General features: G+C 46.3%; 16 protein-coding genes and 8 tRNA genes. 8 read left to right on the top strand and 16 right to left on the bottom strand.

All coding sequences use genetic code 11. The annotated features are described in order from the left end of the window. Positions 1–16: 16 nt before the first annotated feature. Entirely contained in the window at positions 17–652 is a 636-nt protein-coding gene (locus tag HQQ92_RS04745; RefSeq protein WP_173243521.1) for a YqiJ family protein, read from the bottom strand. Positions 653–1,090: 438 nt separating this feature from the next. On the opposite strand from HQQ92_RS04745, the gene HQQ92_RS04740 reads away from it, so the two are divergent. The 5 genes from HQQ92_RS04740 (at position 1,091) to HQQ92_RS04720 (ending at position 4,479) form a co-directional block, all read left to right on the top strand. Next, on the top strand, positions 1,091–2,596 hold the full coding sequence (locus tag HQQ92_RS04740; RefSeq protein ID WP_173243518.1) for a carboxypeptidase M32: 1,506 nt from the start codon (positions 1,091–1,093) through the stop codon (positions 2,594–2,596). Between the two features lie 180 nt (positions 2,597–2,776). Continuing rightward, a complete protein-coding gene (locus HQQ92_RS04735; protein ID WP_113939489.1) occupies positions 2,777–3,274 on the top strand; it encodes a GNAT family N-acetyltransferase in 498 nt (165 codons plus the stop codon). Then, a complete protein-coding gene (locus HQQ92_RS04730; RefSeq protein ID WP_173243515.1) occupies positions 3,271–3,621 on the top strand; it encodes a DMT family protein in 351 nt (116 codons plus the stop codon). The genes HQQ92_RS04735 and HQQ92_RS04730 overlap by 4 nt, the downstream gene beginning before the upstream one ends. A 31-nt stretch (positions 3,622–3,652) precedes the next feature. Then, positions 3,653–3,910 (top strand): DUF2960 domain-containing protein, encoded by a 258-nt coding sequence (locus tag HQQ92_RS04725; RefSeq protein ID WP_006082593.1) that lies wholly within the window; start codon positions 3,653–3,655, stop codon positions 3,908–3,910. A 59-nt stretch (positions 3,911–3,969) separates the two neighbouring features. Continuing rightward, a complete protein-coding gene (locus HQQ92_RS04720) occupies positions 3,970–4,479 on the top strand; it encodes an RDD family protein (protein ID WP_131523600.1) in 510 nt (169 codons plus the stop codon). A gap of 120 nt (positions 4,480–4,599) precedes the next feature. On the opposite strand, the gene lptG is transcribed toward HQQ92_RS04720, so the two are convergent. Next, positions 4,600–5,658, bottom strand: coding sequence for an LPS export ABC transporter permease LptG (lptG, locus tag HQQ92_RS04715; RefSeq protein WP_105251819.1), 1,059 nt, complete (start codon positions 5,656–5,658; stop codon positions 4,600–4,602). Continuing rightward, the gene (gene lptF, locus HQQ92_RS04710; protein ID WP_113939369.1) at positions 5,655–6,767 is read right to left on the bottom strand and encodes an LPS export ABC transporter permease LptF; all 1,113 of its coding nucleotides are present in this window, start codon (positions 6,765–6,767) and stop codon (positions 5,655–5,657) included. The genes lptG and lptF overlap by 4 nt, the downstream gene beginning before the upstream one ends. Before the next feature lie 243 nt (positions 6,768–7,010). Between lptF and pepA the strand changes: the two genes are divergently transcribed. From pepA to HQQ92_RS04695, 3 genes are all read left to right on the top strand, one after another. Then, positions 7,011–8,519, top strand: coding sequence for a leucyl aminopeptidase (gene pepA, locus HQQ92_RS04705; protein WP_006082597.1), 1,509 nt, complete (start codon positions 7,011–7,013; stop codon positions 8,517–8,519). Between the two features lie 340 nt (positions 8,520–8,859). Beyond that, positions 8,860–9,363, top strand: a complete 504-nt coding sequence (locus tag HQQ92_RS04700) for a DNA polymerase III subunit chi (RefSeq protein WP_131523599.1) — start codon at positions 8,860–8,862, stop codon at positions 9,361–9,363. Between the two features lie 20 nt (positions 9,364–9,383). Continuing rightward, positions 9,384–12,260, top strand: coding sequence for a valine--tRNA ligase (locus tag HQQ92_RS04695; protein WP_173243512.1), 2,877 nt, complete (start codon positions 9,384–9,386; stop codon positions 12,258–12,260). Positions 12,261–12,864: 604 nt separating this feature from the next. Here the strand turns inward: HQQ92_RS04695 and HQQ92_RS04690 are convergent. From HQQ92_RS04690 to recA, 13 genes are all read right to left on the bottom strand, one after another. Beyond that, positions 12,865–12,941 (bottom strand) — tRNA-Arg (locus tag HQQ92_RS04690). A gap of 101 nt (positions 12,942–13,042) precedes the next feature. Further along, positions 13,043–13,134: transfer RNA gene (locus HQQ92_RS04685), tRNA-Ser, on the bottom strand. 45 nt (positions 13,135–13,179) lie between these two features. Beyond that, positions 13,180–13,256, bottom strand: a tRNA-Arg gene (locus HQQ92_RS04680). Between the two features lie 49 nt (positions 13,257–13,305). Continuing rightward, positions 13,306–13,382 (bottom strand) — tRNA-Arg (locus HQQ92_RS04675). Positions 13,383–13,431: 49 nt separating this feature from the next. Continuing rightward, positions 13,432–13,508: transfer RNA gene (locus HQQ92_RS04670), tRNA-Arg, on the bottom strand. 86 nt (positions 13,509–13,594) lie between these two features. Further along, positions 13,595–13,671 (bottom strand) — tRNA-Arg (locus HQQ92_RS04665). Between the two features lie 44 nt (positions 13,672–13,715). Then, positions 13,716–13,792: transfer RNA gene (locus HQQ92_RS04660), tRNA-Arg, on the bottom strand. A gap of 22 nt (positions 13,793–13,814) precedes the next feature. Continuing rightward, positions 13,815–13,906 (bottom strand) — tRNA-Ser (locus HQQ92_RS04655). Between the two features lie 205 nt (positions 13,907–14,111). Next, positions 14,112–14,309, bottom strand: coding sequence for a carbon storage regulator CsrA (gene csrA, locus HQQ92_RS04650; protein WP_006082602.1), 198 nt, complete (start codon positions 14,307–14,309; stop codon positions 14,112–14,114). Between the two features lie 118 nt (positions 14,310–14,427). Further along, positions 14,428–15,684 carry an aspartate kinase gene (locus HQQ92_RS04645; RefSeq protein WP_006082603.1) on the bottom strand — a complete coding sequence of 419 codons (1,257 nt, stop codon included), beginning with the start codon at positions 15,682–15,684 and terminating at the stop codon, positions 14,428–14,430. A 9-nt stretch (positions 15,685–15,693) separates the two neighbouring features. Next, on the bottom strand, positions 15,694–18,318 hold the full coding sequence (alaS, locus tag HQQ92_RS04640) for an alanine--tRNA ligase (protein ID WP_105251814.1): 2,625 nt from the start codon (positions 18,316–18,318) through the stop codon (positions 15,694–15,696). 319 nt (positions 18,319–18,637) lie between these two features. Next, positions 18,638–19,108, bottom strand: a complete 471-nt coding sequence (locus HQQ92_RS04635; RefSeq protein ID WP_375539965.1) for a regulatory protein RecX — start codon at positions 19,106–19,108, stop codon at positions 18,638–18,640. A 17-nt stretch (positions 19,109–19,125) separates the two neighbouring features. Continuing rightward, positions 19,126–20,193: a recombinase RecA gene (gene recA, locus HQQ92_RS04630; RefSeq protein WP_105251812.1), complete on the bottom strand. Its 1,068-nt coding sequence runs from the start codon at positions 20,191–20,193 to the stop codon at positions 19,126–19,128. Positions 20,194–20,368: the final 175 nt, after the last annotated feature.

Here is a 20,368-nt window from a genome sequence, read left to right as displayed (position 1 = left end):
TTATGGCTTGGGAAGATTAATTATCAAAACGCGTAGCAGACCAGACGCGGCCTTCTCGCTTAAGCAGCACGACTTGAGTGCCTGAGGCAAACTCGATATCCGAAGTTTCGGGCTCGACTAAAACGTAATGTTTTTGTTGATGTTTATCGCGAACGACAGCTTCAGAGGGCATGCCTTTAATTGCGCAACCTAAGGTGATAGTGCCGACATAGCCGCTAAGATCATCTAGCGAGATCGCACTCGATTCATTTTTAGGCAAATGATCTGCAAGCACTCGACCAAAATAACGGCAAGAAAATGCACTGGCGACAATAGCAATGGGTAAAGTGAACAGTTGCGGCAGTAAAAAATCGGCAACACTAACACTGATAAAATTGACGATATAACCCGCAATCGCAAAACTGGTCAGCGCAAGCACAAACCAAATAAGTAATGGGAGTCTATTTAGACACAGCCAACCGGCAATGCCCGTGAGTCCACCCGCACCCACATCAGCATCATATTCCACATCAGCAGGTACCCATTGGTCTAACGCACTTAACATGCTTAAACCTATGAATAATGCGAAGACTTCAAACACACCAAGGGCCAGTACGCAGGCAAAAGCTATGGTGTAAGGTAAATTAGGCTGTTCAACTAAAAACGCCCACATAGTCATCTCCTTGAACAATACAGCATTCCATTTATTTCACTGTAATTATCGACTTAACCACAACAGAATAGCAAGGCAAGCACAATTTCCAAACTAAAAATTGTCCCTAAAACAGATTTTGACTATGCTCTGCTGCGCCAAAATCGCGTGGCCATCTTCGCTACGAGTACCCTATCGAAAACCACTTTAACACTACAACTCCCTTTTTAGCTTAGCCCGCGAGAGCTGCAAATAGCCGTAATCGCCATATATGGCGTGGATGCCATTTATTCAAGAGCAATAAATGGCCTTGCCTCAAGTGCGTTACTATAGCGTTAATATCAGCCCACTGAGTCCTGCATCTTCAGGTTGTTTGAGTATACTGTTGACGTCATTGTATGATCATCCTGTTATTGTTATTTATTCGCGCAGGATTTGATGCGCCAGAAGGGAAATTCCATGGACTCACCCAAGAGCAAAGTACCAACACCAAGTTACGATAAACTGACAGCACATTTTCAAAAAATTTCTCACTTTGAACATTTCAGCGCTCTAGGTGACTGGGATCAAGCAGCTATGATGCCTATGGGCGGTAATAGCGATCGCGGCGATGCAATGGCTGAACTGGCGCGACATATCCACACACTCAAAACCTCAACCGTCTTAGCCGAACACTTACACGGCGCGACGGACGAATCTCTCACAACGGAACAACAAGCCAACCTGCGGGAAATGCAGTACCAATATCAACAGGCAAATTTAGTGCCCGGCGATCTCGTGCAAGCCAAAACTAAAATGGCCTATCAATGTGAGAATGCGTGGCGTGAACAACGTAAAAATAATGACTGGCAAGGCTTTAAACCAAACCTTAAAGCCGTAATTGCACTTGCTAAGGAAGAAGCGCAGATCCGCGGCGAAGCCCAGAATATTTCCCCCTATGATGCCCTGCTCAATAAATTTGAGCCGGGAATGACCTCGGCAAAGCTAGAGCAAACCTTTGGCGGACTGAAAGATTGGCTACCGACACTTATCCAAGAAGTGCTGGCTAAACAGGCAAACGAGCCTAAGTTAACGCTAAATGGTCCCTTCGATGTTAGCGCGCAGCAAGCCCTTGGCCGAGACGTAATGGATTTTCTGGGGTTTGACTTTAACCACGGTAGGCTGGATATCAGCAGCCATCCATTCTGTGGCGGCGTGCCAAGCGATGTGCGGATAACGACCCGCTACAATGAGGCTGATTTTAGCAGTGCTATCATGGGCATAGTTCATGAAACAGGCCATGCCAGATACGAGCAAGGTTTACCTCAAGCGTGGCGCGGACAACCTGCAGGACTGGCGCGTTCTATGGGTATCCACGAGAGCCAGAGTCTATTCTGCGAAATGCAACTCGGGGCAAATCCGGCATTTTTACGCCAATTGCAGCCTAAAATTGCGCAACATCTTCATTGTCATTTTAGCGCCCAAGAATTAGCACAGCATTACACCCGCGTAGCGCCCGGACTGATCCGCGTCGATGCCGATGAAGTCACCTATCCTTGCCACATTTTACTGCGCTTTGAGGCAGAAAAAGCCTTTATCGACGGCAGCTTAACCGTAGAGGATTTGCCTGATTTTTGGTCGACGCAGATGCAACAACTACTGGGGATTAATACCGATGGCAACTACCTAGACGGTTGCATGCAGGATATTCATTGGGCCGTTGGTGAACTAGGGTATTTCCCAAGTTACACCTTAGGCGCCATGTATGCCGCCCAATGCCGTTTTGCGATGGAAAAAGCCTTAGGGCCAATTGAAACCCTAATCGATACAGGCAAGTTGAACTCGGTATTCCAATGGCTGAGTGAACACATTTGGTCTAAGGGATCTTTGCTCACAACCGATGAACTGATACGCCAAGCAACGGGCGAAACCCTAAATGGTCAATATCTTGAGCGTCACCTGCGCCAACGATATCTGGGCATTTAACCGCTGCTAATGCTTAAAAGCGCTGAAAGCTCAGTTTATACGGGTTTTAAAGCGCTTTATATTGCCGCTGGAGCCTGCATTTTAACGCTGCTTGAGGTTATAATGCCGAGCTTATTTGAATCAGGACTCTTTCCACGGAGTTCCTTCAACAGAACTCTTGAAACAGGATAAATGTCGGCCATGTTACTGCGTGCAATCACCCCAGAGGATTGGGATGCCATTTTAGCGATCCAAGACGAGTGTTACTCACAACTGGATCCTGAGCCACTGCACGTACTGCAAAGTAAATGGCAGGTATCACCTCAGTCCTGTTTTGTGTTCGAAGTGGATAAGTCGGTTGTCGGTTATTGCTTGGCTCACCCTTGGACCGCCAATATGCCGCCCGCGCTATATCAGCCCATCACACATTTACCCAAGGCTGATACCTTATACCTACACGATATTGCGATTTCGGCCAAAGCCCAAGGTTTAGGCGCCGGCGCTAAGGCGCTGACCCGCCTAACACTATTGGCGGATCGCTATAATCTCAATTCCTTATCCCTCGTAGCCGTACAAGGTGCCGACAGCTATTGGCTTAAAATGGGTTTTAAACCTAAGGCAATCGATAAATGCCTTGGCAGCTATACTGACGATGCTATGTATATGATTTATAAATTTAATCATAGAGATGAAAAATGAATCCAACCCTAACCACTATCGGTTTACTTTGCTTAAGTAATATTTTTATGACCTTTGCTTGGTACGGGCATTTGAAAACGCTAGGCTCAAAACCTTGGATTATTGCGGCCTTAGTGAGCTGGGGTATCGCCCTATTTGAATACTTGCTGCAAGTGCCTGCTAACCGTATCGGCTACACAGTAATGAATGTCGGCCAGTTAAAAATTTTACAAGAAGTCATCACCTTAAGTTTGTTTGTCCCCTTTGCCTATTACTATATGAAAGAACCATTGAAGCTCGATTATCTGTGGGCAGGACTGTGCATCTTAGGTGCTGTGTATTTTATTTTTAGAAGTGAATTTAATTAATTTCAGACTTATTTCAGGAGAGCTCCCCCCCATGGCCCGTCAAGTCACTTATACCTTCAAAGGTAAGACGAAAACTATCGCCTTTAGCTACGACAAACACCATGATTTATATGAAGCTGTGGCCGAAGCCGAAGGCATAGATCTGACCAAATTTTTGGCTATGGAACAACAAGTCGCCATGACATCTCGTAAAGGTGCCAAGGCTGAAAAAGAATTCAGGAAAGTAGAGTTTGCCCGCTTTGGTTTTAGCAATATCCACTTTGTCAGAGATGAAGAACCTGAAGCCTAGGCTAATGTATTAATTGTTTTTTGTATTAGCTTTAAGCACTTCAATAACAGGACACTGTAATGCTCAATACCGAACATGCTAATTTCCCCCGCGCAGGATTCTTCCGCCGCCTAGGCGCTGCAATTTACGATTCGATGTTAGCCGTGGCCGTCTATATGGTTGCGGGCGCAATGGGCTTTGGGATTTTCTACGGCCTCACCGCTTCAGGACTGGCTGGCATGAATGGCTTTGAACATGTCTCAGATGCACTCAATGGCACGCCGGTTTATCAGGGAATTTATCAACTCTGGCTTGCCTTGTGTGTCGGCACTTTCTACGCATTATTCTGGAGTAAGGGCGGTCAAACCTTAGGGATGCGCGCTTGGCGGCTTAAAATTCAACATCCTAATGGCCAAAACTTAAGTCTAATCACTGCCTACGCTCGCATCATTTGGTCACTGCTCGGCATTGGCAATTTATGGATTTTAATCAATGATGATAAGCGCGCACTGCAGGATATGATGACTCGCTCAGAAGTTGTCGTGCTGTCTAAAGAAGCCAACCAAATGCGTAACTGGCATGGGGCATAAGTTTATTCTTAAGTAAATCCGAAATACAAAAAACGACGCAAAAGCGTCGTTTTTTATGGACTATTTTTATGGACTATTCTTAATTGACAAAATCCGGAGTAAGAAGTAATAAGCTGCGTATCATCGCCGGATAAAGTAGAAGGCAACGCCAGTAAACAACAAGCTTGGCGCAACAGCCCCCACATAAGCGGGTAGCTCATACACTATACTCATTGGGCCAAAAATCTCATTACTGATATAAAAGCTAAAACCTGCTACGACCCCAAGTAATACGCGCGCGCCCATAGTCACTGTCCGCAGCGGACCAAATACAAACGACAGTGCCACTAACATCATCACTGCGACCGTCACGGGCTGCATCACCTTGCGCCATAAAGCAAGCTCATAACGGCTGGGATCTTGACTGTTAGTTTTAAGGTAATCAAGATAACCGACCAGACCACGTATAGATAACGCCTCGGGTTTAATCGACACTACGCTGAGCTTATCTGGCGTTAAACTTGATTGCCATTGGTCTTCTTCAAGATACTCAAGCACGACTTTTTCATAGCTTAAATCGGTACGTTTAACGTCAAATAAACGCCAGCGATCTTGGGAAAAGACCGCTCGGTCTGCGTGAACTACATTGGTGAGCTTAAGTTCGCTATTGAATTTATAAAGCGTGATATTGCTGAGTTTATTGATGTTTTCAACTTCACCAATATTAACGAACAAATCACCATCCTTTGCCCAAATTCCACGATGGGACTTAATTAAACTCCCACCAGAGAGTTTAACAGCTTGCAACTCATTGGCTTTTTGCTCAGCAATCGGTGCGCCCCACTCTCCTAAAACCATCACCAATAACATCAAAGGCACAGCAGTTTTCATCGCCGACATAGTGATCTGCAAACGTGACATGCCAGAAGCTTGCATCACCACAAGTTCGGAATTCGATGCCAACATTCCCATACCAATCAAAGCGCCTAGCAAGACGGCCATAGGGAAAAACATTTCAATATCCCGTGGCACTAAAAATAAAACATAGATGCCAGCATCCATCATGCTGTAGGTGCCACGGCCAACTAAACGCAGCTGATCAACCCATTTGATGATGCCCGACAAACCAGTCAACACCAGCAAACAAAGCGCTGAAGTGCTTAACAATATTCTGGCGATATAAAGGTCTAATATCTTCATGCTGCCACCTTCTTATTGGCAAACAAGGACGATATACGACTGAAAATAGGCCTATCTTTGCCGAGCAAGAATAACCCCATCAAGAGCGCAGAAACATGGATCCACCACATACCTAAATACAGTGGAATAATCCCATCTTGCAATGCCTTACGTCCCGCGACCATTAGCCCAAAATAGCCAAGATATAAAAGTACTGCTGGGAACATCTTAGCAAACTTACCTTGGCGCACATTCACCCGCGCCAACGGCACAGCAATTAGTGTCATAATTGGAATCGCGAGCGGGATAGCAAGACGCCAGTGGAATTCAGCAGCGGCTTCAGCACCTTCAATTTTCACGAGTTCATCAACGGGCAATGCAGATAACTTACGGCGACGCTCATCAACTTGCTGCTCTTTAATTTGCATTTTATAACCACCAAATTCGATCATTTGGTAGTCCTTCGCCTTCGGGCTGCCTTGATAACGCACGCCGTCATTCAAGTTCAATTGTTGAGCACCTGAACTATCTTCCTGTACTCGTCCACCTTTAGCCACCACGACATTGGTCACGCCAGTTTCATCATCAGGATCTGGCAACTGGGCTACAAACACTTTATCTAACTCGTTATCTTTACCAATACGCTCAACAAATAATACCGCGCGACCATTGGGACTCGCCTGAAAACGCCCTTGGATTAAGGCGGCAAGACCCGCTTCAGACTGGGCTTTTTCGAGCACTTGGTTTTGCTGTTCTTCTGCCCAAGGAGCAACATAAAGGGATAAATAGCCAGTAAACAGCATATTGATCACGGCGAGGATCAGCGTTACGCGGGTGACATACCACTCACTGACCCCAACACCGTGGAGAATGACCATTTCATTTTCGGAATACATACGGCCGTGGGCCAGTAAAATACCCAAGAACAAACTTAACGGCAGCACTAAGATCACCAGATAAGGCAAGTTAAGCCCAATCAGAGTCATGATTAAAGAGGCGGGAAAATCGCCGTCGGAGGCATCGGCCAGTATACGCACGAAATGCTGGCTAATAAAAATAGTTAACAGCACTAAAAGTACCGCAATTTGTGCCTTTAAAACTTCTCGAATAAGGTATTTAAATACAATCACAGGCAGGATCCGGTCTCTAAACTTATCTTTTTGCTGGTAACAGACTAACTTTCATGTAAACTGTTTACTTTTGATAGTTTTCTGACCAGCTTCAGGGGTTCTAGGTAAACTTAACGTCACGAAATGCGTGACTCAAGCGCCGAGAATAAATCACCTTTGGAGTAATAACTTAGGCCCTTTTCGGGACAAGCAGACATTATCCAATAAATATAAAAATTTGTCTTTAAGAATCTAGGAGTGCTCATGGAGTTTAGCGTAAAGAGCGGTAGCCCCGAAAAACAACGCTCAGCCTGTATCGTGGTCGGTGTTTATGAACCCCGTCGTCTGTCGGGTATCGCGGAGCAATTAGATAAAATTAGCGAAGGTTATATCAGTAACCTACTGCGTCGCGGCGATCTGGAAGGTAAACCTGGCCAGATGTTATTGCTGCACCATGTTCCTAACGTATTGAGTGAACGTGTATTATTAGTGGGTTGTGGCAAAGAACGAGAACTAGACGAACGCCAATACAAACAAATCATCACTAAGACAATCAACACCCTTAACGAAACGGGTTCAATGGAAGCGGTTTGCTTCTTAACTGAACTGCACGTGAAAGGACGCGATACGTATTGGAAAGTACGTCAAGCGGTTGAAACCACTAATAGCAGTCTTTATAGCTTTGATGCCCTGAAGACCCGCAAAGGTGAAACTCGCCGTCCACTGCGTAAATTAGTGTTTAATGTCCCGACTCGCCGTGAATTAACTTTAGGTGAGCGCGCCATCGAGCATGGTATGGCAGTATCTGCTGGCATGCATTTATGTCGCGATGTAGCCAACATGCCACCGAACATCTGTAATCCAGCCTATTTAGCTTCTCAAGCTCGCCAAATGGCTGAAATACACGACACTCTGCATGTCACCACTATTGGTGAAGAGCAAATGGCCAAACTGGGCATGAACTCATACCTTGCAGTCGGTCGCGCCAGTGCCAATGAATCCATCATGACTGTGATGGAATACAAGGGCGCTGTCGATAGCACAGAAAAACCAATCGTATTAGTCGGTAAAGGGTTAACCTTCGACTCGGGTGGTATTTCATTGAAACCTGGCGAAGCCATGGACGAAATGAAGTACGACATGGGTGGCGCAGCAGGTGTTATCGGCACCATGAAAGCCATCTGTGATATGAAGTTACCTATCAACGTTGTGGGTATTCTGGCTGGCTGTGAAAACATGCCATCGGGTAATGCTTACCGTCCAGGTGACATTCTGACCACTATGTCAGGTCAAACCGTTGAAGTGTTAAATACCGATGCAGAAGGCCGTTTAGTCCTATGTGACGTATTAACCTATGTTGAGCGTTTCGATCCTGAATTGGTTATCGATACTGCAACCCTGACTGGTGCGTGTGTGATTGCCCTTGGTAAACACGCATCGGGTCTGTTCTCATCGCATAACCCTCTAGCACACGAGCTATTAAGTGCCGGTGAGCAAAGTGGTGACCGCGCATGGCGTATGCCATTGTGGGATGAGTATCAAGATATGCTCGACAGCCCATTTGCTGACATGACCAACTTAGGTGGCCGTCCTGCTGGAGCTATCACAGCAGCATGTTTCCTTTCGCGCTTTGCTAAAAAGTACAACTGGGCTCACTTAGACGTTGCGGGTACAGCTTGGAATAGCGGTGCTAACAAAGGTTCTACGGGTCGTCCAGTGCCACTATTGACTCAGTTCCTGATCAATCGTGCTGGTGTTGAACTCGGCGAATAACCGACTATCCGGCCTTAGTGTGTTAAAGGCTCGATAAATGAAAGGCGAAGATTTCATCTTCGCCTTTTTTATTTTCTTAATTTAATCAGAAAATCGATTTCCTGAATAAGAACTTGAATAAAAAACTGAACAACTAATGGTTTTAGAATAATTTTTCAAAGAGTTATAGCTCTACCCTCTTCATCTCCAACGGTTTGAAAGCATCCCATTAAGTCCAGCCAGACAGTGATAGATAAAACCTCACCGTAAGGTTTGCCCTAAGCATTAACCCATACTGACTTTTAGTGTAAACTGCTGCTCTCGTTCGCCACTAAAACAAGTGAAGCAAGGCATTGAAATCATGACTCAAGTGCTGTTTTATCTTATGCCGCCAGTGGCATCGCCTGCCAAAGCCAAGGCTGATTCACCTGTTGAAACCGCGAATGCGAACCCTGCACTTTGCGAGATGCATCTTCTGGCATGCCAACTGGCGCAACAGGCTTTTGTGAAGCAACAATGGGTCTATATCCATTGCCAAGATAAACAGCAAGCCCATGCAATTGATGAACTTTTATGGCAGTTTGAGCCAAGTGCCTTTGTACCTCATAACCTCAAAGGTGAAGGCCCGATGACGGGATCGCCGGTAGAAATTGGTTTTGATCGCCTCGGCGCCAACAAAAGTCGCCAAGTTCTGATTAATCTTGCAGACCAAGCGCCCCCATTTGCGGTAAACTTTGGCCACATTATCGATTTTGTTGCCAATGACGATCAGCATAAAGCGGTCGCTCGCGAACGTTATCGACAGTATCGCGGCTTAGGGGTCAATTTACAGACCCAAGACTTAGCAACACATCCACTTAATTAGTTTGAGACAGACACGTTCCCATGGAAAAAACATACGATCCGCAGTCCATCGAGCAAACGCTTTACCAAAACTGGGAAGAGCAAGGTTACTTCAAGCCACACGGCGATGAATCCAAAGGCAATTATTGCATCATGATCCCGCCACCTAACGTGACGGGCAGCTTGCACATGGGCCACGCCTTCCAAGACACCATTATGGATACCTTGACCCGTTACCAACGGATGAAAGGCAAAAATACCCTATGGCAAGTCGGTACTGACCATGCGGGTATCGCCACCCAAATGTTGGTTGAGCGTAAGCTTGAAGCCGAAGAAGGTAAAAATCGCCATGACCTAGGTCGCGATGCCTTTATGGATAAAGTGTGGGAATGGAAAGCGCAATCGGGCGGCACTATCACTAAGCAGCTACGTCGTATGGGCGCTTCTGTAGATTGGGACCGCGAGCGTTTCACTATGGACGAAGGCTTGTCCAAGGCAGTGCAGGAAGTGTTTGTACGTCTGTACGAAGACGAGTTGATTTATCGCGGTAAGCGTTTGGTCAACTGGGATCCAAAGCTGCACACAGCTATCTCTGATTTAGAAGTGGAAAGCAAAGAAAAACAGGGCCACATGTGGCATCTGCGTTATCCACTGGCCGACGGTGAACTGACAGCCGATGGTAAAGACTATTTAGAAGTCGCTACCACGCGCCCAGAAACCATGCTCGGCGACAGTGCGGTTGCAGTGCATCCCGATGATGAACGCTATCAAGCGCTGGTCGGTAAGTTTATTCTGTTGCCGATTGTTAACCGCCGCATTCCTATCGTGGCCGACGATTACGTCGACATGGCCTTTGGTACTGGCTGCGTGAAGATCACCCCGGCCCATGACTTTAACGACTATGAAGTCGGTAAACGTCACAACCTACCCATGTTCAACGTGCTGACCTTAGATGCCGCCATTCGCGTGAGCGCCGAAGTGGTGAACTCTGACGGTACCTTTAACAAAACGCTCGATGGCAGCCTGCCTGAACGCTTTGCCGGACTTGACCGTTTTAAAGCGCGCGATGCTATCGTCGCTGAATTTGACACTTTAGGGCTGCTCGAAAAAATCGCGCCGCACACCTTGAAAGTGCCTTACGGCGATCGCTCCGGTGTGGTTATCGAGCCAATGCTAACCGACCAATGGTATGTAGCTGTTGCGCCAATGGCGAAAACCGCTATCGAAGCCGTTGAAAATGGCAGCATTAAATTTGTACCACAACAATACGAGAACATGTACTTCTCGTGGATGCGTGACATTCAAGACTGGTGTATTTCGCGTCAATTATGGTGGGGGCACCGCATCCCAGCATGGTACGACGAAAATGGCAAAGTCTATGTCGGCCGCAACGAAGCCGATGTACGTGCTAAGCACAATATCGCCGACTCGATGACATTACGCCAAGACGAAGACGTACTGGACACTTGGTTCAGCTCAGCCCTGTGGACTTTCTCGACCTTAGGTTGGCCTGACAATTTAGAAGATTTAAAAACCTTCCACCCAACCGACGTGTTGGTGACAGGTTTTGACATCATCTTCTTCTGGGTTGCCCGTATGATCATGATGACCATGCACTTCATCAAAGATGAAGACGGCAAACCACAAGTCCCGTTCAAAACCGTGTACGTAACCGGTCTTATCCGCGATGAAGCGGGTAACAAAATGTCAAAATCTAAAGGTAACGTACTCGATCCATTAGACATGATCGACGGTATCGGACTTGAAGATTTAGTTGAAAAACGTACCGGCAACATGATGCAGCCACAACTGGCCGCCAAGATTGAAAAGAGCACTCGCAAAGAGTTTGCTGACGGTATAGAAGCCCACGGCACTGATGCACTGCGCTTTACGCTTGCGGCAATGGCATCAACGGGTCGTGACATCAACTGGGACATGAAGCGCTTAGACGGTTACCGTAGCTTCTGTAACAAGTTATGGAACGCCTCACGCTACGTGCTGATGAACACAGAAGATCAAGATTGCGGCCCAGGCTCACCAGAGCACAAAGGCGGCGAGATGGAACTCTCGTTGGCAGATCGCTGGATTATTGGCTTGTTCAATCAAACCGTTAAGACCTTTGACGATCACATGACAGCCTACCGTTTCGACTTAGCGGCCAATACCCTGTATGAGTTCACTTGGAACCAGTTCTGTGACTGGTACTTAGAGTTAACCAAACCGGTATTGCAAAACGGCAGCGAAACGCAAATGCGCGGCACCCGTCACACCTTAGTGACAGTGCTCGAAGCGATGCAACGCCTGATGCACCCTATGATGCCGTATATCACTGAAACCATTTGGCAGCGCGTTAAACCGTTAACCGGTGTCACTGGTGATACCATTATGCTTGCGCCGTTCCCAACATTTGATGCCGCTAAAGTCGATAGCGCAGCAATGGCCGATTTAGAATGGGTTAAGCAAGTGATCGTCGCGGTGCGTAACATTCGCGCCGAACTGAACATTGCCCCATCTAAACCGCTAAATGCCCTACTTCGTGGTGTTAGCGCGCAGGATAAAGCCCGTGTAGAAGCGAACCAAACCTTCTTCACTACGCTTGCCCGCTTAGAAAGCATGACCATTTTAGCCGATGGCGAAACTGCGCCTATGTCGACCACAGGTTTGATTGGCGAAATGGAGCTGCTGATCCCTATGGCAGGCTTAATCGATGTCGCCGCCGAAATGGCCCGTATCGACAAACAGCTTGAAAAGCTCGGCCAAGAGATCGCTCGCATCGAAGGCAAATTGTCGAACCAAGGCTTCGTGGCAAAAGCCCCTGCCGAGGTTATCGACAAAGAGCGCGCTAAGATGGCCGATCTCAAGCGTGACATGGACAAGCTCAACGAACAAAAATCTGAGTTTGCTAAGTTAGAAGCTTAAGCTTCTCATTTACTCTGATTCACTTGTTATGATTGGTTCTAACTGAATGAAGGGCAGCCACTTGGCTGCCCTTCTTGTATCTATATCACTGCAATCTATGAGCAATTATGAGCCTTAATCTACGCTCTTGGGCCAGATGCCGCATTGAACCCGAGTCAATTCTAAACACTGCCATTTAACCTACGGCACAGTATTGAAACCACCTCACCATTCATCCTCATCACTCCCCGTGGTCTATCGCTCACGAGCTCACACGTAGCCCATCACTGCCGACATAAGTAAACACCACACATGTAGACTAAAGAACAGCTAATACCTCCAGAGGCAGCACTGAGAGACTGACATTGAGTGCAGACATGAATATCCAATGTCGTCATAGACTCTCAACACAGGCAAAAGCAGATTCTTCAGTGAGTTGAACCTAAGAAAGAGAAGTGTTTAAAACGAAATGGCTAAAGATAGCAACACCGAAGATAGCTAAGGTAAAGCAAAAGATGATGATGCAAAGTTAAGGTTAAACCTAAGCGGGTAAAAATATAATGAGTTAAACCTTACAGATTAAAAAATAAAAAAGCCCTGCAATTGCTTGCAGGGCTTATCTATATGGTGCGCGTGGAAGGAGTCGAACCTCCGACCGCCTGGTTCGTAGCCAGGTACTCTATCCAGCTGAGCTACACGCGCAAACTCGTTTTTGTACTTCTAAGATTCAATTAAGATTGAGTCTAGGATAAGCACTTTTATCTAGCAAATTTATTCTATTCTTCTCGACTAAAAGAATAGAATGGCGGAGAAGGAGGGATTCGAACCCTCGATGGGAGTTAAAGCCCATACTCCCTTAGCAGGGGAGCGCCTTCGGCCACTCGGCCACCTCTCCGCGTTTAACGCTTTAAATCAACAAGACGTATCTCGTTAACTATATTGGTGCGCGTGGAAGGAGTCGAACCTCCGACCGCCTGGTTCGTAGCCAGGTACTCTATCCAGCTGAGCTACACGCGCATGTTAAACGATAAAACACTAATACGACCTAAATCATATTAATTTAAATTGGTGCGCGTGGAAGGAGTCGAACCTCCGACCGCCTGGTTCGTAGCCAGGTACTCTATCCAGCTGAGCTACACGCGCATGTTAAACGGTAAAACATTAATACGATTTAAATCGTATTAATCTAAATTGGTGCGCGTGGAAGGAGTCGAACCTCCGACCGCCTGGTTCGTAGCCAGGTACTCTATCCAGCTGAGCTACACGCGCATTTTAACTCTTTGCTATAAGCAATTATCTACAAAATTTCTTATGAAATTCAAAACTGATGAGTTAAAGATTAACTAATGCAGAGATGGTGCGCGTGGAAGGAGTCGAACCTCCGACCGCCTGGTTCGTAGCCAGGTACTCTATCCAGCTGAGCTACACGCGCGACTTGTATCTAAATTTACTTTTACATCAAACACTAATAAAAAATGGTGCGCGTGGAAGGAGTCGAACCTCCGACCGCCTGGTTCGTAGCCAGGTACTCTATCCAGCTGAGCTACACGCGCACTGTTTTCTATCTTTAAGAAATGGCGGAGAAGGAGGGATTCGAACCCTCGATGGGAGTTAAAGCCCATACTCCCTTAGCAGGGGAGCGCCTTCGGCCACTCGGCCACCTCTCCGTTTTCTTGGCGCACATATTACTGTTTGACGAAAATAAGTCAAACCCTTTTTCCGAAACAGATTCCATTTGAACTGTTTTTAATCACATTGCTGTTATATCAAGCCAATGTATTGATTTACGCCAATCTTTCGGTCTAAAAAATAAAAAAGCCAGTTAAAAAACTGACTTTTCTGTTGCCGTAGTACGCTTGCCAAAACAAGGTACTAAAAGTTACCACCTTCCGATGGTGTACCTGATTTTTCAGATTGAATGCGTTGGTAGATTTCTTCGCGATGAACAGAAACCTCTTTTGGTGCATTCACACCAATACGCACTTGATTGCCTTTTACCCCTAGCACTGTAACTGTGACTTCATCACCAATCATCAGTGTTTCGCCAACACGACGAGTCAAAATCAGCATTCGATAGCTCCTTTATTTCTTAATTCAGCTTACACACGGCACTCATCCGGTAGATGGGCTTATTATAAGGTCAGCTTAGTACAAATTAATAGTATTCAATACTCAAACGGTTATTTAATTACACCTTATTTAGCTCGAAAGCGTGATGTAACGCCCGAACCGCCTTGTGTAAGTCCCTTTCATCGATAACGGTTGATAATTTACTCTCTGACGTCGTGAGTAACTTAGCATGAATAGTTTCATTACCCAAGACTTCTAACATCTTAGTCAATAATCCCATTTTTGCCTGTAAACCTTTGCCAACTAAAGATACTTTTGCACGTTGACGTTCGATAATCAATGGCCCGAGAGCAAGGCTTTCACTTAAGCCTTCGAGCTCATTAAGCAGAGTATCAACCTTAGCTTCTGCGAGCATAAAACTGACGCGACCCGAAGGATCATCCTCATGGATCCTCAATGGAGAAATAAATTCCACGTCGATTTCCAATCGAGTTAAGCAGCCTAACAACGCTTGATAGCGTTCACTGGTGGTAAACAGCCCTTCAATCGTCAGCGTTGCCAGCGCCTTATTAATCGCAATACCTTGCACTAACGAGGCAATCGTTAATTCCGACTCGTCGCCAAATTGGATTAACGTCCCCTGCCCAGCTTCAAAGCTCGACAATACTCGCAGCGGTACGCGAAAACGCTCGGCGTATTCAACAGAATCAGGATGCAATACTTTAGCGCCGAGCTTTGCCATTTCGAGCATCACATCAAACCCAATCACATCGAGGCGACGTGCACTGCTATCAATATTAGGATCTGTGGTAAATACCCCTGCCACATCGGTAAAAATCTGGCATTCATCGGCTTCTAACGCTGCCGCTAAGGCTACTGCAGTGGTATCTGAACCACCGCGTCCTAAGGTGGTCACTTCACCTTGAGGATCGATGCCCTGAAACCCTGCAACGATCGGCACAACACCGTCGGCTAACAGGGATTGCAAATACTCAGTATCGACGCGCTCGATACTGGCGCGGCCAAATTGACTATTTGTATGAATTTGCACTTGATCGCCCGTAAGGGATTTCGCTTTTATGCCGCGACGTTGTAGCGCCATCGACATCAAAGCAATACTCACTTGCTCACCCGTCGAGACTAGCATGTCTAACTCGCGCGCCGAGGCGCGCGGATTAATTTGTGCTGCAAGTGCAAACAGGCGATTCGTCTCACCCGCCATCGCGGATAAGACTAAAACTTGCTGCTCACCATTGTGAGCTGACTTTGTAATCTGCTCAGCGACCGCTTCGATACGTTCAATAGAACCCACCGAAGTGCCGCCGAACTTTTTCACAAAAAGCTTGCTACCACTAAGCTTTCGTTTTTGGGGCACAGCAACCTCTTAAGCTAGACGCTCAGTAATCCAAGGTAATACTTGAGCCAATGCCGCATCCAGATTTTCTGGCTGGCTACCGCCCGCTTGAGCCATATCAGGACGACCACCGCCTTTACCGCCCACTTGTGCAGCGACCATAGCGACTAGCTCACCCGCTTTGACTTTACCGATCAGATCGTTACTCACACCCGCGATCAGGTTAACTTTCCCTTCCTGCGCGGTACCAAGAACGATAATGGCCGATTTCAATTTCTGTTTTAATTCATCTTGCAAGCCACGTAATGAACTTGCCTCAACGCCGTCTAATTTTTTGATCAGTACGTTAACGCCATTAACTACAACGGCATCGCCCACTAAGTCTGCACTCGCTGCGGCCGCTAGCTTATCTTTCAGCTGCGCCATTTCTTTTTCGAGTTGCTTCATCTTATCGAGCTGCGCTTTTAACTTAGCCACCACTGAGTTGGCATCGCCTTTCAATAAGGCAGCGGCTTCTTCCAGTTCAGCTTGTTGCTGCGCCACATAAGCCATAGCAGCAGCGCCAGTCACGGCTTCGATGCGACGTACACCCGCAGCAATACCTGCTTCAGAGGTGATTTTAAATAAGCCGATATCGCCAGTGCGACCCACATGGGTACCGCCACACAATTCGATAGAGAAATCGCCCATAGTCACAACACGCACTTGTGAATCATATTTCTCACCAAAAAGTGCCATAGCGCCTTTCTCTTTAGCTTCATCTATGCCCATTTCAGCGGTTTTAAGTTCATGGTTACGACGAATTTGAGTGTTAACTAATTCTTCAACTTCTTTTAATTCAGCAGCTTTTACGCCTTCGAAATGGGAGAAGTCAAAACGTAAACGCTCAGGATCAACCAAAGACCCTTTTTGCGAGACATGAGTACCGAGCACTTGACGCAGTGCGGCATGCAGTAAATGCGTAACAGAATGGTTTAACTGTGTACGGTGACGCAGTTTTTTATCCACTTTCGCTTCAATAACTTGGCCAACGCTCAAGCTACCTGTAGCCAAAACACCTTGATGGCCCGTTGCTTGACCATACTTTTGCGTATCGTTTACCGTAAACTCAATACCATTCGCAACCAATTGGCCTTTATCGCCTACTTGACCGCCAGATTCAGCGTAGAAAGGTGTTACATCGAGCACGACAACGGCTTCATCACCCGCTTTGATCGCCGTCACTGACTCACCATTTTGATAAATCGCGGTGACCTTAGCTTGACCCGCTAATTCGGTGTAACCACTGAATGCAGTTTCAGTATCAATTTTCAGCGCAGCGTTATAATCTGCACCAAAGTTACCGGCAGCTTGTGCGCGGCTACGTTGCTCAGCCATGGCGACTTCGAAACCGGCTTCATCGACAATGATGTTGCGCTCACGGCAGACATCAGCGGTCAAATCCATTGGGAAGCCATAGGTGTCATACAACTTAAATACGGTTTCGCCGTCTAAGGTGTCACCTTTCAACTCGTTTAAGGCCGTATCTAAAATACCTAAACCACGTTCAAGCGTACGGGCAAATTGCTCTTCTTCCGCTTTCAGTGCTTTTTCAACAATCGCTTGAGTCTCAGCTAACCCTTTTGCTGCATCGCCCATCACCGCAATCAAAGACGGAACCAGCTTGTAGAAGAAAGCTTCGGTCGCACCTAACTTGTTACCATGGCGAACAGCGCGGCGAATAATACGGCGCAGCACATAACCACGGCCTTCATTCGACGGCATAACGCCATCGGCAATTAAAAATGCACATGAACGGATATGATCGGCAATGACTCGCAGCGACTTTTCAGATAAGTCACTAACACCAATGACCTCTGCGGCTTTAGCAATCAAAGTACGGAAAATATCGATTTCGTAGTTAGAATGTACGCCCTGCATAATCGCAGCAATACGCTCAATCCCCATGCCTGTATCAACCGAGGGCTTAGGCAAAGGTAACATTTCACCCGATGCTTGACGGTTGTACTGCATGAAAACGATGTTCCAGATTTCGATGAAACGATCACCATCTTCTTCAGGACTGCCAGGACGTCCGCCCCAAATATGATCACCATGATCATAAAAAATCTCAGTACATGGACCACAAGGACCGGTATCACCCATTTGCCAGAAGTTATCTGACGCAAAGGCAGCACCTTTATTGTCACCGATACGTATGATGTTCTCGGCAGCGACACCAATTTTTTTATTCCAGATTTCAAAGGCTTCATCATCTGTCTGATAAATAGTGACGCACAGACGTTCCTTAGGCAGCTTTAACGTTTCAGTTAAAAAAGTCCAACCCAAACGAATCGCTTCTTCTTTGAAATAATCTCCAAAACTGAAGTTACCTAGCATTTCGAAAAAGGTGTGATGACGTGCAGTGTAGCCAACGTTATCCAAATCGTTATGTTTACCACCAGCGCGTACACAACGTTGAGCAGTGGTCGCACGCGTATAATTGCGTTTGTCCATGCCAAGAAACACGTCCTTGAACTGGTTCATGCCTGCATTGGTAAATAAAAGTGTGGGATCGTTGCCTGGCACTAATGAACTACTGTCCACAACTTGATGACCATTGCTGCGGAAAAATTCGAGGAAAGCGCTTCTGAGCTCTGCTGTAGTTTGATACATGAAATCATCCTGAATTGGGTAAGCATTACCAGCTACGCCTTAGGCTAGCCGTATTTCTATTTGCCCAGCATTATAAGCAGACTAAGGAAGGACGACCAGTCTTGATTGGTGATATACACATCAGGAATTTAATATTTTAGCGTGAATCGCCCACACCAGAGTCACTAGAAGCAAAACGACAGGATAAAGCACAAATAAAGACGGCGTAAGTTTATCGCGGCACGGACAATATTTAAGCAAGTGAGTCTAATGTGGAGTACGAAATGGACAAGACCCATTGATGATATTTAGATGAGCTTTTACAGTCTTAGCTTCAAATTTAATAATCTTCATCGAGATCATTGGGATCTGAATCTAGTGCGTAAGTGATTTGATCGTAGCTAAAGCCTTGACCCATTAAAAAACGCACTCGTTTGGCCTTTTCCTTTGCGATGAGATCCCGAGCTTTAGAGCCCTTCACTTCTGTCACACGGGGAATGCCGTATTTTTTGGTGGCTTTATCTTTTGCTAGCTCAAACCAGTCACAATCACAATTAACCAAAGCGGCTTCAATACAGTCTTTAGATAAGCCTTTCTGTGCGATTGCTTGGCGGATGCGTATTGCACCGTGGCCTCGACTGATGTGGCTTCGCACCAACAGTTCGGCATAACGAGCATCATTAATAAAACCGGAGGATTCGCAAGCATCGAGTACAGGTTCGATATCGTTAAGTTCGAAACCTTTTTCGAGCAATTTATCGCGGATTTGTAAACGGGAATAATCGCGGCGCGCTAACAGCGCGACCGCAATTTGATGGGCTGACTGACTCAGAATACTTCGCCTGTCTCTAAATCAATATTGTCCTCAGTACTATCATCAGCTTTGGCAGCCAAGGCACTCGGATTACTCAAAAGCAACTCACGTAGCGTCTTGTCAATTTCAGCAGCAATAGCTGGGTTTTCAGTCAGATATTTGCCAGCATTAGCACGACCTTGGCCGATTTTATCGCCTTTATAGCTGTACCAAGCGCCCGCTTTTTCAATCAACTTATGGGCTACGCCTAAGTCTACTAACTCACCAGTACGGTTAATACCTTGGCCATAAAGGATTTGGAACTCAGCTTGCTTAAACGGCGCTGCAACCTTGTTTTTCACCACTTTAACGCGAGTTTCGTTACCGACCACTTCATCGCCGTCTTTAATGGCACCAGTGCGGCGAATGTCTAGGCGAACAGAAGCATAAAACTTCAGCGCATTACCACCGGTTGTAGTTTCTGGGTTACCGAACATCACACCAATCTTCATCCGAATTTGGTTGATGAAGATAAGTAAGGTGTTAGATTGCTTTAAGTTACCCGCAAGTTTACGCATAGCTTGGCTCATCATACGCGCCGCTAGGCCCATGTGAGAATCACCAATTTCGCCTTCGATTTCAGCTTTAGGCGTTAATGCCGCCACTGAGTCGACTACGATAACGTCAACAGCACCTGAGCGAGTTAAAGCATCACAAATCTCAAGCGCTTGCTCGCCGGTATCCGGTTGCGAACACAGCAGGTTATCAATATCTACGCCCAATTTTTTAGCATAAATAGGGTCTAGTGCATGCTCTGCATCGATAAAGGCACAGGTTTTGCCTTCACGTTGCGCTGCCGCAATCACTTCTAAAGTCAGTGTTGTTTTACCTGATGATTCAGGACCATAGATCTCAACGATACGACCCATTGGCAAACCGCCAGCACCTAAAGCAACGTCCAGAGACAGAGAACCGGTAGAAATGGTCTCAACATCCATAGAGCGATCTTCGCCCAGCTTCATGATGGAGCCTTTACCAAATTGTTTCTCAATTTGGATCAATACCGCAGCAAGTGCTTTCTCTTTATTTGGATCGACCTTCATTCCTGTTCCCTCATCAAGACAAGCATTAAGCTGTCAAAAGTGATATTCAATTTACAAACGGGTAATTCAAAAAGCCGCGCTTTTTGTCTTAATTCTGCTGACTAGTATACTGTACAATCATACAGTATCAAGACCTGTGACTGAATTATTTTTAGCTGATAGGATTTTTAATATG

Source organism: Shewanella sp. DC2-4 (assembly GCF_013248875.1).
Lineage (GTDB): Bacteria > Pseudomonadota > Gammaproteobacteria > Enterobacterales > Shewanellaceae > Shewanella > Shewanella oncorhynchi.
The sequence above is the reverse complement of the archived record's forward strand: the minus strand, read 5'-3'. Positions and strand labels throughout refer to the sequence as shown.